We start from the raw sequence: 13,136 nt of genomic DNA on the forward strand, positions 1-13,136 counted from the left end.
CTCCTTAGGCGACATCCAGAACTTCGGTGAGCCACTGATCGGTCACCTCGACACGGAAATTGGGGTTCTCGGCAGGCGGCACATCGGTGAAGCGGATGTTCCAGTACACCTTGCCCTGGGCCAGCTGGCTGGCGCTGTTCAGGTCTGGGTCGGCATAGACCTCGAAGTTGATCACCGCGCCCTGGTTCTTCAGATCGCGCATGAAGGCGCGCAGGCCCTCGGTGACATCCTTCACGTAGGTCTTGGTGATGCCGCGGTCCACCGCCCACTTGTGCCCGGCGAGGATCGCATCCATCACCAGGTCCATGGTCCGAACGCGGGTGACGAAAGCCCACTTGCTGTCGCTGGACAAGGTGCGGTTGCCCCACAGGCGATAGCCATCGTCGCGAATGATCGTGGCGATATTGGCGTTGTTGAGCAGGTTGGCGCGACAGGTCTCATCACCGTCGAGGAACTCCACCGGACGGCTGGTGCCGGTGATGCCCTTGATCTCCTTGTTCGACGGCGACGACCAGAAGCCGTACTCGGCGTCGGTCCAGGCGAACAGGCCGGCGGCGTAGGCCGAAGCCGGGGCCTTGCGTGCGGCATTGGTGGCGCTGTCCCAAACCTGCACGCCCGGGTCGACCATGAACAGGCGCTTGCTGCCGAAGTTCTTGGCGTAGGCGACGGCCGCCTCGTCGGTGCTATTGGGGCCATCGAGAATGGCGATGGCCCGCAGTTTCTCGGCCAGCCCGTCCATGGCGGTGGCCACCGCTTGCTGGGCCGAATGACCCGGCGCAACTAGTAGACGCGGCTGAGCATTGAAGCGGCTCTTGCCGTCTAGCAGAGCCTGAAGTCCGGTGCGCTCGCCGGCGGCGCTGACACCACCTATGACGGCGCTGGCCTGGGCCTCGGGAGTCTCCGCGGCTTCCACGCCCACCGCCACGATCACGGCCTGGGCACGGTTATAGATGGCCTCGCAGGCCAGGTAGATAGACGAGCCGATGCCGAACGCCGCGGCGGCGTCCTTCTTGCTGGTGAGCAGCACCGGAACGTTGGGCTTGGCGCTTGCCTGCGCCCCCGGCGTGAACACATCGCAGAGGCCGATGACGGAGCTGGCCGGCAGCGCGATGGTGCGCGCACCGATATCGACGTTGGTTACCGTAACGCCGTGGAAGAAACTCATAGGTAGATCTCCATTAATGAAAAACCCCGCACGGGGCGGGGTTCAGGGGGTGATGAGCGGTTCGAGCCACAGCGGCGGCTCGGGTCTTGCGCCTAAATCAGGAAACGCCGCGGATGCCGGCCAGTCTCGAAGGCTGGCGCGGTACAGCGTGAGTTCGAGCAGTTGCGCCTGGTTCAGGGTCGTAATCTTGCCCAGGTCGAGCTCATCCCGGTGACGGGCGATGGGGCCATCAGTAAGCGTCAACTGGCGATCGCGCCAGATGCGCTCACGGTGGGCCAGGACCTCTTCTGCCGGGGCCGGCGGGTCGATACAGAACGGACGGCCGGCGGCGTCGGCGACGATCTGCTTGCCCTCGCTCTGGGCTACCAACAGCGCCAGGTATTCAGCTTCCTCGAGGGGATACATCCGCGCGTCGATGGGCATGCGGTCGCCGTGGACATCCTTCGAATAGAAACCGCCAGTGGCGGCATGGAAAAAAATCATGGGTCACCTCAACAGCCAATGGCCACAAGCCTGATCGCATAGTTCTGGACCGCACCGTGATACTCGGTAGCGACAATCACACACCCCGTGGTGCTGACGCTGACATCTGCGAGGGTGACGGTCGATGCCGACGTCGCCGGCCGCCCCAGTTCCTTGACGCTCGGCACCACGTGCAGGCAGGTAGTGGGAAACGCGATCGGAAAGGTCAGCGAGCGGTTGACGATTCCACCCGGATGATCGCCGACACTCACTGTCATCCACTGCACGATGAGTCCTGTATCGTTATCCTTCCACCAGCCATTCAGCGATCGGTTCGCCGTCGCGGGAACCCCAGCCCCGATATTGTTGCGCGCCCCCGCTGCCGTATTCGAACCAAGACCGCCGCGCGCCAGAGGCAGGATGCCCGACGTGATCTGGGCGGCGTCGTGGTTGTGGCCAGTAGGCGGAAAGGTCGCTGGCTTTCCTGGCAGGGCGGCCCACGTAAAGCCACTTTTCAGCAGATAGTCGTTCGGATTGAAGTCCGCTCCATGCCATACACGCCGCCATGGATACCAGGTGTTGGTGTAGCGGCAACGAAAATAGAACCCTTCACCGTCATAAACCTGGTATGTCTGGTAGATGAAATTGGTGCCTGCATTATGCACTTGAAGCAAGCCGGCCCGGGGGACCGGGTAGTTCGCCCCACTTTCGGCCTGTGCATTGGCCGTCTGGTACCACCATCCCGACGTGATCAGCGAGTTGAGATTGACCGCACCGCCCAAGGCCCCGTCCGCCTCCTTGCTGAACGAACCACCTATGTCGCAGCGCTTCCAGGGCAGCCAGTCCCGGGCGCTAGGGTTGGCCGCGTAGGACACCCGTACATACATCTCGGATGTAGCGTTGTAGCTCGTTGCAATCTGCGAAGCATTGCCGTTCTGATCCGGATAGAACATCGACTGGATGTAGAAGTACCGTCCGGCAACAGGTCCGTTCGCATGATTGGTCAGCATCAACGGCACGGTCGCGGTGTTCGGATCGCTAGTGGTCGAGACAGCAGTAGCCAACCCGCGCGCGAATACCGGCAAACGCTGCTCGACCAGCACCCCGCTGACCAACTTCGAAGCATCCAGCCCGGGAATGTCCGTCGCCGCCAGCGCCATTCCAGCAGTCACCCTTCCCTTCGTATCCACGGTCACCTTCGGATAGCTGCCCGCTGCCACACCGGTAGCGGAAAGACTCAGCGGCGCAGAAACATTGGCACTGCCGTCGAAGGTCACCGACCAGGAGGCATCGCCACTGGCTGCCAGGCTACGCGGTGCGGCCAGCCTGCTGGATGACACGGCGTTGCCATCGACTCGCAGCGCATCGGTGATGCCATAGCCGGCCAGGGTGGTGGCCTTGTTCGCTTTCTGCGCCAGTTTTCCGTCGGTATCGGCCTTGGTATAGGCATCTCCGATCGCATAGCCGGCCAGGGTGCTCGGATTGCTGCCCTGGGTGACCACCCCGTTGGCGTTCACCGTGACCGAGCGATAGCTGCCCGCCGTCACGCCGGAAGGCGCCAGGCCAATGCTGCGGTCGGCAGAAAGATCGCCCCCACCGACCAGGCCATTGCCAGCCAGGATCTTGCGGCCCTTGAAATCGGCAGCGACCTTTTCCTTCACCCAGTCCTGAGTGGCGTAGATGATGCCGTTGTCGATCAGCAACTGGACATTCTCCAGGCCGGAGAGCGCGATGTTCACCCGAATGGTCTGGGTCCGCGCACTGCCACTTTCCATTGCTGCCTTGTAGCTGGGCGGGCAGTTGGATACCGCGACGAACTTGCCGTCGGCATCCTGCAGGCCGATCTCGCGGATCCAGAAGCCACCTACCTCAACTGGTAGCACCACCTCGGCAACCAGAGTATTGATGTTCTTGTCCGACACGAACAAGCGATTGAGCTGCGCCCGGTAGCGCTGGTTGATCAGTTTCGTCTGCGTGGCTGCGGGTATCGGATCCGGAGTAGCACCCGGTGCGCCGCCAGCATCGCCGATCAGCATATGAGTCGGCTGCCATTTCTTGCCTGCTGCGCTGGCCGCAGCCAGCGCAGCGGCACCTATGTCGGTGAGCAGGCCACCGTATTTCGGAGTATTGGTCGTCATGTCACTGTTTCCAGGGGAAGATTTCCAGGGTGTCGCCGTCGGTCACGGCCAGTCCGTGACGGGACCGGATTACCGGGGTGATGCGCAGGTCCAGGCGGGTCAGGTGTCGGCTCACCGGGCGGACGTCATCGAGCAAGCGCTCCAGCTCCAGTGCGGTGCCTTCGTCGATGCCACGGTCACTGACGTCCACGGTGATCTCGAAGGTCCCCGGCACGCCGGTCGGGCTTCGCTGCCACCATTCGGTGACCTCGCTCAGCGCACCGATCGGCTCGACCACTTGGCGCAACGCGGTCAGCGTGCCTTTGCGCTGGTGCAGGACGAAGGACGTCGCTACCGCATTGCGCTTGGCCTCGTCGCTCCAGTCCGGGTCCCAGCGGTCCACCGAGCGCGTCCAGGCCAGGTAGGGCAGCAAGGCCGCCTCACAGCGTGCCGGATCGTGAAGCTCACGAAGCGGCACCGGCAGTTCGGCAGGCAATACATCACCCAGAGAGCGTTCCAGAGAACTCCTGTTTGGCGGCAGCAGTCGGCTACTCATCGACGCCTCCCAAGGTGATCGCGTACCCCGTGCAATAGGCCGCCTGGGTTTCATCCAGGACCACGTCGGCCGCAGGCTCCTGCAGTTCGACGCGCTGCACGCCTTCGACATGCAGGGTGGCGAACAGGGCCGAACGCCGGATGTCGCGGCCCAGGCGGCGCTGGGCGGAAATGTAGTCGCGCAGCGAAGCCTCGGCGGCGGCACGGATCAGCTCGGCCTCGGGACCGGGAAACAGGTAGAGCTGCGCCTTGACCTGATAGGGAACGATGCCTGCCGAGCGCACCGTTACCCGATCCGCGACAGGACGCACGTCCTCCGCGTTCAGCGCCAGGCGCACTGCCTGCAACACCGCTTCCGGTGCCTGCCCGTTGCCTTCCACCCCGAGCACGCTGATCAGCACTTCGCAGGGCGCCGGACTGGTCGCAGAGGCATCCGCCACCCTTCCATCCGCGCCCAGCGCATGGGCTATATAGGCGTTCCGCGGTCCTGCGACGGATAGCTGCTCGAACGCGAGCTGGATGCGATTGCGCAGCGACTTGTCGCTCTCGTACTGCGCCTCCACCGGCGGTACCGCCTCTGGCTGAGCGGGCCTGATCAGCAAACGCTGCACATTGAAGCCGGCACCGATCTGGTCGAGATCGGCACCGCTGGCGTATGCCAGCATCACCGCCCGCGCCGCATCGTTGATCCGCGCCCGCAGCAGCAGTTCTCGATAGGCCGCCAGTTGCAGAAGCTTGAGAACCGGATCGGACTCCACCTCCGCTGTCCATTCGCCAGCCATGGCTTCGCGGAAGTCGCCCAACAGCTCTTGGTAAATCGTCTCGAAATCGAGGTTTTCGATAACCTCTGGCTCCGGCAACTGGGAAAGATCGATGATCACGCCGAGACCTCCATATTGATGTTCTCGCCCTCGAACACGCCGCTCAGGAGCAGATCCACGCGACCATCGACGACTGCGACGACTCGCACGGCAGACAATGCGATGCGCGGTTCCCAGCGCCCCAGGGAACGGGCTACCTCGGCCTGCACGGCGCTTTTCCAGCCTTCGCTCACCGGCATGTCGACCATCCGCCGCAGCTTGCTGCCGTACTCGGGGCGCATGCGCCTGCTGCCCAACGGGGTGGTCAGGATGTCCTCGACGGACTGTTTAAGATGAGCCAGGCCGGACAGGGGTAGCCCGCTACGGCGATCCATCCCGATCATCGCCCTGCCCTCCCGCTCCGGCAGAGACAGGCCGCGCCTGGCTCCGAATGGCTGTGAGTGTTGCCCATGGCGAACTCCGCAAACGAAAAGGCCCGCTCGCGCGGGCCGGTTGAATGTTCGACGGACCGCCCTTCGGCAGCCCCGTCGTATGTTCAATGGGTGTGGTGGTTGCTGTTGCCGGCGGTGTCGATGATCGAGCCGCCGCCGAGGATGTCTCCGCTGACCGTCAGTGTCCCGGCGATCTCCACCGGTCCTTCCAGGCTGATCTTCGGCGCCTTGAGACTGACCGCCCCGCCGCTGACCCGCACCTCGCTGGCGCCAACCCTCACTTCCACGGTGCCGCTGGGCAGCTCGACGCGGTAGCGATGCGCAGCCCAGTCGTAACTCAACGAGGCGCCGTCGTCGAAACGCCAGGTCTCACTGCTGGCGCTGTTGTCCGGCGCCGTGCCCGCATCGCCGTACAGACCGGGAATAAAGGTACCCATTGACACTCCGCCCGACGGACTGAGCAGTACCCCCTGTTCGCCTATGCTCGGCGCACGCCAGTGGCGAACCTTGCCGGCTGCCAGGGAGTGCCAGCGCAGCCAGCCGCTGGTCCAGTCGCCGGAGCGCACCCGTACCCGCGCCGCTGCCAGGTCCACGGCGACCACCACGCAGGGCAGGATCATCGCGGCGAGCATGCGGTCATGCTCCGCACTGACATAGCTCATGCCAACGCCTCCGGAGCGAAGTAGTCCGGCTCATGGCCGGGGCCGGTCTGCGGGTCGAAGCCCAGCATCAGGCTGCCCGGCGGCTGGTCCTCCCAGGCCCACTCCGGGTCTCCGAGACGCAGCGACTGCGTCCACTCGACCAGCCAGACACGCAGGCTCTTCAGCTCCTCGCGACTGCCGTCGACGGCCGAGCGTACGAAGCGCGCCGGTTCCAGAGACAGGTTCCAGGTCTGCTCGCGCAATGTCCGAACGATTCCGCAAGCAATGGATACCGCCTGGCGATCGGCACCAGGCGGCACCATTATCCGCGCCTGCAGGCGGCACAGCAGGGCGCTCTCGCCGGTACCGGGATCGCGCTCGGGCAGCAGCTCGGCTATTTCCAGGGAAACCGCCGGGGTATTTTCCGGCACGCCTGGCCAGAAGCCGATCAACTGCGCCTCCGGCAGACGCTCACGCAGTACCTGCTCGATGGCCGCGTACAGAGCCTCGAGCGTGACAGCCTGTTCAGGCATGGTTGACTCCTTCGATCAGTTTCAATGCGGGCCACGGTCGTCCGACTGTTCCTCGGGCAGCTCGCAAACCCCCAGGCGCCGGGCGGCCCAGCGTTCGTAGAGACCGACGGCGATCTCCGCGCCGGCCGCGGCGGTCAGGCTGCCCAGCGCCGCGGCGAACAGCAGCGCGGCGCCGCAAGCCAACGCCAGCAGCATCACCGCCACGCCGCAGACGATCGACGCGCCGGAGCGCAGCGCCAGGCGCCGCAACAAGGCCCAGCCGCCGAGACCGGCCTTGTCGGCACGCCACATCTCGCCGCTGACGCCGCCCAGCGCGGCGAGCAGGATCAGTACCCAGAGCGGCATTTCCGTCAGTGTCTGCGGTTCGTTGCCCATGGGTCCCTCCTTGGCAGGCAGCGCCGGGAACGTCCGCACGAACGTTTTCCCGGGCAATAAAAAACCCGGCGCCAGGGCCGGGTTCCGGTGCTTCACGAGTGCCTCCCTGGGGACGCACCTTTACAAGAATGACTACTTTTTACCGCCCGATTCCCAGCCCGGCAATGCCTTCTCGACAATCCACCGCAATAGGAGGGAGACGCACCACGATATGAGGGTGATATACCGCCCTGGGAACCTTCGCCAGGCATCCGGGCAAGCGCATACCCACTTCCGATATGGAAAAGCCCGGCATCGACTGACGAAAAGGATGGCTACGCCAGCCCGACCCCGCCTCTACCGTGCAGGGTCCGCTGCTGTGCATGGGGCTCGCCGCCTCCATGGGCGACAGGCATAAAAAAACCGGCCCGAAGGCCGGTTGGAAAATTCCAGGGGGGACCGGGATCCGGTCCAGGAACTCAGGCCGCCCGTCGCAGCAGGCCGTCCTGGATACCCTGGTGCGCCACATGCAGGCGCAGATAGAAGGTGTTGCGGCTGCAACCGCAGTGACGGTACTTCTGCTCGGGGAAGCTGTCGCGATTGAGATAGTGCTCCACCACCACGGTCTTCAGTTCCTCGGGTAGGCGATTTACCAGGCGATCGACCTCCGCCACACGGTCGAGGATCACCCGGCTGCCACGGTGGCCGCGGACCACCTCGCCCTTGCTGGCGATCAGCATGGCGATCAGGTTGCCGCCGGCGTAGCCGCCTCCGTTGCTGCCTGGCGCGTGCATTTCCTCGGCCCAGAGCTTGAGCATTTCATCGATGGCTTTGATCACGGTCGTGTCTCCTTTCACTGCCCGCGAGGGCTCGGCATGAGGTCGGTTCAACGGCGCTCGTGGCGGTCCTGGCAGTCGATGCAGCGACTGCAACCCGGTGCCGCCCGGCGGCGCGCCTGGGGAATGGGCTCGCCGCAGTCCTCGCAGTCTTCCGCGGACTCGCGGATGGCCAGCGCCGGGCGCGCCGCCAGGAGGCCGTCGAGGCGAGCCAGGACCAGTTCGTTGGCGTGATCGGCAAGGTCAGCCATGGAAAGCCTCCCTGGCGTGCCCGACGCCCGACGGCCGAATGGATGGAACATGACAGATGCGCGGCGCCGGTTCGGCGACCTGCGTTCCTCTGCGCGGAAATGGCGAGTGCGTATCTCGCGACATGGCAATGACTCCCTGTACGACGCCGCCGTACCTGAAGCAGGTCGGCGACAGAATGAATGAGCGGGACGGAGCGTCTGCATGGACGGCGCTCCGGCCCTTCAGGTGCCGGAGCGCTTTCCCATGGCCCCGGCACCCAAGCAGTCGGCACCTGCATCGTCGGTCGCCGACAACCGGGTGCGTCCCTGCACCCATGTGAAATCTCTGAAAGGCGGGTGGGAAGTTGTGGAACTCACCCCTTCCGCTTTCTGACGGGAGAGAAATTACAACTAAAGCTATTTATCGTCAACACCTAGGCTCTTTACAGAAAATTCATCGGCCTGTAGATTGCCGAGCATGGACAAGAGCACCCAGATCCCGCCCGACAGCTTCGCCGCTCGCCTCAAGCAGGCCATGGCGATGCGCAACCTGAAGCAGGAAACCCTCGCCGAAGCGGCAGGGGTTTCGCAGAACACCATTCACAAGCTGACCTCGGGCAAGGCCCAGAGCACCCGCAAGCTGATCGAGATCGCGGCGGCCCTGGGCGTCTCGCCGGTCTGGCTGCAGACCGGCGAAGGCGCTCCAGCCGCGCGCAGTGCCGTGTCCGTGGCCGATGGCAGCCCATTGGTGCTGGAACCGCTGCATCCGTGGGACAGCGACACACCGCTGGACGAAGACGAAGTGGAACTGCCGCTGTACAAGGAAGTGGAGATGTCCGCCGGCGCCGGACGCACTGCGGTACGCGAGATAGAGGGGCGCAAGCTGCGTTTTTCCTATGCCACGCTGCGTGCCTCGGGCGTCGATCCGTCGGCGGCGATCTGCGCCCAACTCACCGGCAACAGCATGGAACCGCTGATCATGGATGGCTCCACCATCGGCGTGGACACCGCCACCACCCATATCACCGATGGCGAGATCTACGCCCTCGAACATGACGGCATGCTGCGGGTGAAGTTCGTCTATCGCCTGCCCGGCGGCGGCATTCGCCTGCGCAGCTTCAACCGCGAGGAATATCCGGACGAGGAGTACTCGCCGGAGGACATGCGCAGCCGCCAGATCAGCATGATCGGTTGGGTCTTCTGGTGGTCCACCGTACGCCACCGGCGCGGCCCGTCCCTGGTGCGGTGAGCGCCTGGCGCTCGCCCGCTCTACAACTTCAGCTATTGAACAAGAAAACAACCTGAGCTATATTTCCCTCAACGACGTGTAGCCGCAAGAGGGAATACCATGCAGCCATCCATCGCCCCTACCACTCCAATTCCACGCCAGGAAACCGTGGAATTGGTCTACCGCATCTTCGGCGACGTCCTGGTGCCACTGGAGCAGGTCCGCGAACGCTGGTTTCGCAACCTGAACAAGGAAAACTTCAGCAAGGCCCTGGCATGCGGGCGGATCGCCCTGCCAGTGACGACCCTCGACGATAGCCACAAGGCCATGCAGTTCGTGGCCCTCGATCACCTCGCCGCCTACGTCGACCAGCGCGCGAACCAAGCCGGAAGCGCCCGTCGAGCACAGCCAGGTGCGGATAGCGTCGCATCCTGAGCGGCCCGCCGTTGCCAGCATCGTAGGGAGCGACACCATGCTCCGCCTGGCGGATATCGCGTCGCGATATTCGCCCTACGAAAGCGGTTCCGCGTAGGGCGAAGCCAATGCGAGGGTCCAGCCGGGCATAAAAAAGGCGGATGGCGCAAACGCCATCCGCCTTCTTTTCTTCCGCCTCGCGCCGTCTTACTCGACGCTCTGCTCGGCCAGCGCCACGGCGCGGAACATCGCCCGGCGCTTGTTGATGGTTTCTTCCCACTCCAGCGCCGGCACCGAGTCGGCAACGATACCGCCGCCGGCCTGCACGTGGAGTTCACCGTTCTTGATCACCGCGGTGCGGATGGCAATGGCGGTGTCCATGTTGCCGTTCCATGCCAGGTAGCCGACCGCGCCGCCGTAGACTCCACGCTTGACCGGCTCCAGCTCGTCGATGATCTCCATGGCGCGGATCTTCGGCGCGCCGGACAGCGTACCCGCCGGCAGGATCGCCCGCAGCGCGTCCATCGCGCTGAGCCCCTCGCGCAATTGCCCGGTGACGTTGGACACGATGTGCATGACGTTGGAGTAACGTTCGATCACCATTTTTTCGGTGACCTTCACCGCGCCGATGTCGGACACCCGCCCCACGTCGTTGCGCCCCAGGTCGATCAGCATCAGGTGCTCGGCGATCTCCTTGGCGTCCGACAGCAGATCCTGCTCCAGCGCCAGGTCGGCCTCTTCGTTGATCCCGCGCGGACGGGTACCGGCGATCGGGCGCACCGTGACCAGGCCATCCTCGACCCGTACCAGCACCTCCGGCGAGCTACCCACGACATGGAAGTCGCCGAAGTTGAAGAAGTACATGTAGGGCGTCGGATTGAAACAGCGCAGCGCGCGGTACAGGTCGATGGGCGCCGCCTTGAACTCGATGGACATGCGCTGCGACGGCACCACCTGCATGCAGTCGCCGGCCAGGATGTAGTCCTTGATCCTTCCTACCGCGTTTTCATAGTCCTCGCGGGTGAAGCTGGCACGAAACGCCGGCTCCCGGCCCTGGGCCGCCTCGAGGTCGAGGCCGCGACGCGGGGTGATCGGCTGGCGCAGACGCTCCAGCAGCTCCTCCAGACGTGCCTGGCCGCGCTCGTAGGCATTTTCCTCGGAGGGATCGGCGAGGACGATGGCGTGGATCTTCCCGGCCAGGTTGTCGAATACCACTACGGCATCGGACACCATCAACAGGATATCCGGGTTGCCCAGCGGGTCCGGGTTCGGAGAGGTGGCCAGGCGTTTTTCCACGTAGCGCACGCAGTCGTAACCGAAGTAGCCGACCAGGCCTCCATCGAAACGTGGCAAGCCGGGTACGGTGGGCACCTGGTAGCGCGCCTTGAACTCCTCGACGAAAGCCAGCGGGTCGGCGCAATCGAAGCGCTCGGTTTCCATGCCATCGATGCTGATCCGCACTTGATGGTCGTAGACCCGCAGCACCGTGCGGCACGGCAGGCCGATGATCGAATAGCGCCCCCATTTCTCGCCGCCCTGCACCGACTCCAGCAGGTAGGAGTTCGGCGCGTCGGCCAGCTTCAGGTAGATCGACAGCGGCGTGTCGAAGTCGGCAAGGGTCTCGAAGGACAGCGGGATGCGGTTGTAGCCATCGGCGGCCAGCCGCAGGAATTCTTCGCGATTCATGATCAGCCTCATCGGAGGAGAGAACGGTCAACAGGGTGCAAACGCGCGCCGGCTATCCGGCGGAGGATGATGTCAGGCGCGCCAGCGCCAACGCGCCAGGGCCTTGATGACCTTCATCCAGAGTTTGCTGACCGCCACGGCTTGATCTCGCTGGTCGGAGGGGGAAAGGGAGTCGTCCGGCAACACTATCTCAGCGGCCTGGTCGGCGCAAGGCAGCAGGTCGCGCAGGTTGTCGATGACCAGGGTGGGCGCTTCCTCGGCGATCGGCCGGCCGTGGTTGTAGCCATAGGTCAGCGCCGCGCAGCGCACGCCGGCAGCTTTGGCGGCGAGCACGTCGTTGCGCGAGTCACCGACGAACAACGCATCTTCGGGCTCGATGCCAGCCATCTTCATCACGAACAGCAGCGCCGCCGGGTCGGGCTTCTGCTGCGGCAGGGTGTCGCCGCCGATGATCCAGCGAAAATAGCGACCCAGCTTCATCTCATCCAGCAGCGGAGCGACGAAGCGCTCCGGCTTGTTGGTGATCAGCGCCATTTCCACGCCGTTGCGCTTGAGCCACTTGAGGGTGTCGACGACGCCGGGGTAGACCTCGGTGAGCGCATGACTGTCGGCATAGGCCTCCATGAACAACGCCAGCGCGACTTCGGTTTCCTCCTCACCGATGCCGTCGTGCTCGATGCTTCCGGCCAGGGCGCGACGCACCAGGACGCGTGCGCCGTTACCGATCCACTGGCGGACCTTCTCGATGCCCGCCGGCGGCCGCCCGAGGCTGGCGAGCATGCTGTCGACCGCGGCGGTGAGGTCGGGAACGGAATCGACCAGCGTGCCATCCAGGTCGAACATCACCAGACGCGGCAGGCGCGTGGCGAAGAACGGCTCCGCAGCGCTCATTACTGGTGCGCCTGGGCCAGTTCGGCATGCATGGCGCGGATGACCTCGGCGTAGTCCGGGGCGTTGAAGATGGCCGAGCCGGCGACGAAGGTATCGGCGCCCGCCGCGGCGATCTCACGGATGTTCTTGACGTTGACGCCGCCATCGATCTCCAGGCGGATCTCGCGTCCGGAGGCATCGATCAGGGCGCGTGCCTCGCGCAACTTGTCGAGGGTACCGGGGATGAATTTCTGCCCGCCGAAGCCGGGGTTGACGCTCATCAGCAGGACCATGTCGACCTTGTCCATCACGTACTTCAGCACCTCCAGCGGAGTGGCCGGGTTGAACACCAGGCCTGCCTTGCACCCGCCGTCGCGGATCAGTTGCAGGGAACGGTCGATGTGCTGGGAAGCTTCCGGATGGAAGGTGATGTAGGTGGCGCCAGCTTCAATGAAGTCGCCGATGATGCGATCCACCGGGGACACCATCAGGTGCACGTCGATCGGCGCGCTCACGCCGTACTTGCGCAGCGCCGAGCAGACCATCGGGCCGACGGTCAGGTTCGGCACGTAGTGGTTGTCCATCACGTCGAAGTGAACGATGTCGGCACCGGCGGCGAGCACCTTGTCCACGTCCTCGCCCAGGCGGGCGAAATCGGCGGAAAGGATCGACGGAGCGATGGCGAAGGGTTGCATGGCGCACCTCAAAGGGGATCACGGAAGGCGCGCATTGTAGCCGTTATCGGTTTTTGGCGGTGAAAATGACGACTTTTCGCCGCAGCAGCCGACGCCCG

16 protein-coding genes are annotated in these 13,136 nt (G+C 64.5%); 2 read left to right on the forward strand and 14 right to left on the reverse strand.

Features of this window, described 5'->3' with window-relative positions; translation table 11 throughout:
* Nucleotides 1-4 precede the first annotated feature (4 nt).
* The 11 genes from HMPREF2924_RS14925 to HMPREF2924_RS14975 form a co-directional block, all read right to left on the reverse strand.
* Nucleotides 5-1,165: a phage tail sheath subtilisin-like domain-containing protein gene (locus tag HMPREF2924_RS14925; RefSeq protein ID WP_003109051.1), complete on the reverse strand. Its 1,161-nt coding sequence runs from the start codon at nt 1,163-1,165 to the stop codon at nt 5-7.
* Between the two features lie 42 nt (nt 1,166-1,207).
* On the reverse strand, nt 1,208-1,648 hold the full coding sequence (locus HMPREF2924_RS14930) for a tail fiber assembly protein (RefSeq protein WP_003085172.1): 441 nt from the start codon (nt 1,646-1,648) through the stop codon (nt 1,208-1,210).
* Nucleotides 1,649-1,656: 8 nt separating this feature from the next.
* Nucleotides 1,657-3,765 carry a phage tail-collar fiber domain-containing protein gene (locus HMPREF2924_RS14935; protein WP_003129211.1) on the reverse strand — a complete coding sequence of 703 codons (2,109 nt, stop codon included), beginning with the start codon at nt 3,763-3,765 and terminating at the stop codon, nt 1,657-1,659.
* Nucleotide 3,766: 1 nt separating this feature from the next.
* Entirely contained in the window at nt 3,767-4,300 is a 534-nt protein-coding gene (locus HMPREF2924_RS14940; protein WP_003129210.1) for a phage tail protein I, read from the reverse strand.
* Nucleotides 4,293-5,180, reverse strand: coding sequence for a baseplate assembly protein (locus tag HMPREF2924_RS14945; RefSeq protein ID WP_003085151.1), 888 nt, complete (start codon nt 5,178-5,180; stop codon nt 4,293-4,295). The genes HMPREF2924_RS14940 and HMPREF2924_RS14945 overlap by 8 nt, the downstream gene beginning before the upstream one ends.
* Nucleotides 5,177-5,503: a GPW/gp25 family protein gene (locus HMPREF2924_RS14950; RefSeq protein ID WP_003085143.1), complete on the reverse strand. Its 327-nt coding sequence runs from the start codon at nt 5,501-5,503 to the stop codon at nt 5,177-5,179. Before HMPREF2924_RS14950 ends, HMPREF2924_RS14945 begins: the two co-directional genes overlap by 4 nt.
* 152 nt (nt 5,504-5,655) lie before the next feature.
* Nucleotides 5,656-6,213, reverse strand: a complete 558-nt coding sequence (locus HMPREF2924_RS14955) for a phage baseplate assembly protein V (RefSeq protein WP_003129209.1) — start codon at nt 6,211-6,213, stop codon at nt 5,656-5,658.
* Complete coding sequence (locus tag HMPREF2924_RS14960; protein ID WP_003101620.1) at nt 6,210-6,725, reverse strand: hypothetical protein; 516 nt, start codon at nt 6,723-6,725, stop codon at nt 6,210-6,212. Before HMPREF2924_RS14960 ends, HMPREF2924_RS14955 begins: the two co-directional genes overlap by 4 nt.
* A 21-nt stretch (nt 6,726-6,746) precedes the next feature.
* Nucleotides 6,747-7,100: a phage holin family protein gene (locus HMPREF2924_RS14965; protein ID WP_003101619.1), complete on the reverse strand. Its 354-nt coding sequence runs from the start codon at nt 7,098-7,100 to the stop codon at nt 6,747-6,749.
* A gap of 458 nt (nt 7,101-7,558) precedes the next feature.
* Nucleotides 7,559-7,918, reverse strand: coding sequence for a PA0613 family protein (locus tag HMPREF2924_RS14970; RefSeq protein WP_003085135.1), 360 nt, complete (start codon nt 7,916-7,918; stop codon nt 7,559-7,561).
* A gap of 47 nt (nt 7,919-7,965) precedes the next feature.
* Entirely contained in the window at nt 7,966-8,166 is a 201-nt protein-coding gene (locus HMPREF2924_RS14975; RefSeq protein ID WP_003085132.1) for a TraR/DksA C4-type zinc finger protein, read from the reverse strand.
* Between the two features lie 457 nt (nt 8,167-8,623).
* Here HMPREF2924_RS14975 and prtR point away from each other — a divergent pair, with 457 nt between their 5' ends.
* Together prtR and prtN are read left to right on the forward strand one after the other, a co-directional pair.
* On the forward strand, nt 8,624-9,394 hold the full coding sequence (gene prtR / locus HMPREF2924_RS14980) for a transcriptional regulator PrtR (RefSeq protein WP_003113202.1): 771 nt from the start codon (nt 8,624-8,626) through the stop codon (nt 9,392-9,394).
* Nucleotides 9,395-9,493: 99 nt separating this feature from the next.
* The gene (gene prtN, locus HMPREF2924_RS14985) at nt 9,494-9,808 is read left to right on the forward strand and encodes a pyocin genes transcriptional regulator PrtN (protein ID WP_003129207.1); all 315 of its coding nucleotides are present in this window, start codon (nt 9,494-9,496) and stop codon (nt 9,806-9,808) included.
* 186 nt (nt 9,809-9,994) lie between these two features.
* On the opposite strand, the gene trpE is transcribed toward prtN, so the two are convergent.
* From trpE to rpe, 3 genes are all read right to left on the reverse strand, one after another.
* The gene (gene trpE / locus HMPREF2924_RS14990) at nt 9,995-11,473 is read right to left on the reverse strand and encodes an anthranilate synthase component I (protein WP_003129206.1); all 1,479 of its coding nucleotides are present in this window, start codon (nt 11,471-11,473) and stop codon (nt 9,995-9,997) included.
* Nucleotides 11,474-11,545: 72 nt separating this feature from the next.
* Nucleotides 11,546-12,364: a phosphoglycolate phosphatase gene (locus HMPREF2924_RS14995; protein WP_003129205.1), complete on the reverse strand. Its 819-nt coding sequence runs from the start codon at nt 12,362-12,364 to the stop codon at nt 11,546-11,548.
* Nucleotides 12,364-13,038 carry a ribulose-phosphate 3-epimerase gene (rpe, locus tag HMPREF2924_RS15000; protein ID WP_003129204.1) on the reverse strand — a complete coding sequence of 225 codons (675 nt, stop codon included), beginning with the start codon at nt 13,036-13,038 and terminating at the stop codon, nt 12,364-12,366. The genes HMPREF2924_RS14995 and rpe overlap by 1 nt, the downstream gene beginning before the upstream one ends.
* Nucleotides 13,039-13,136: the final 98 nt, after the last annotated feature.

The sequence above is a fragment of the Pseudomonas sp. HMSC063H08 genome, assembly GCF_001813645.1.
In the GTDB taxonomy this organism is placed as follows: domain Bacteria; phylum Pseudomonadota; class Gammaproteobacteria; order Pseudomonadales; family Pseudomonadaceae; genus Pseudomonas; species Pseudomonas aeruginosa.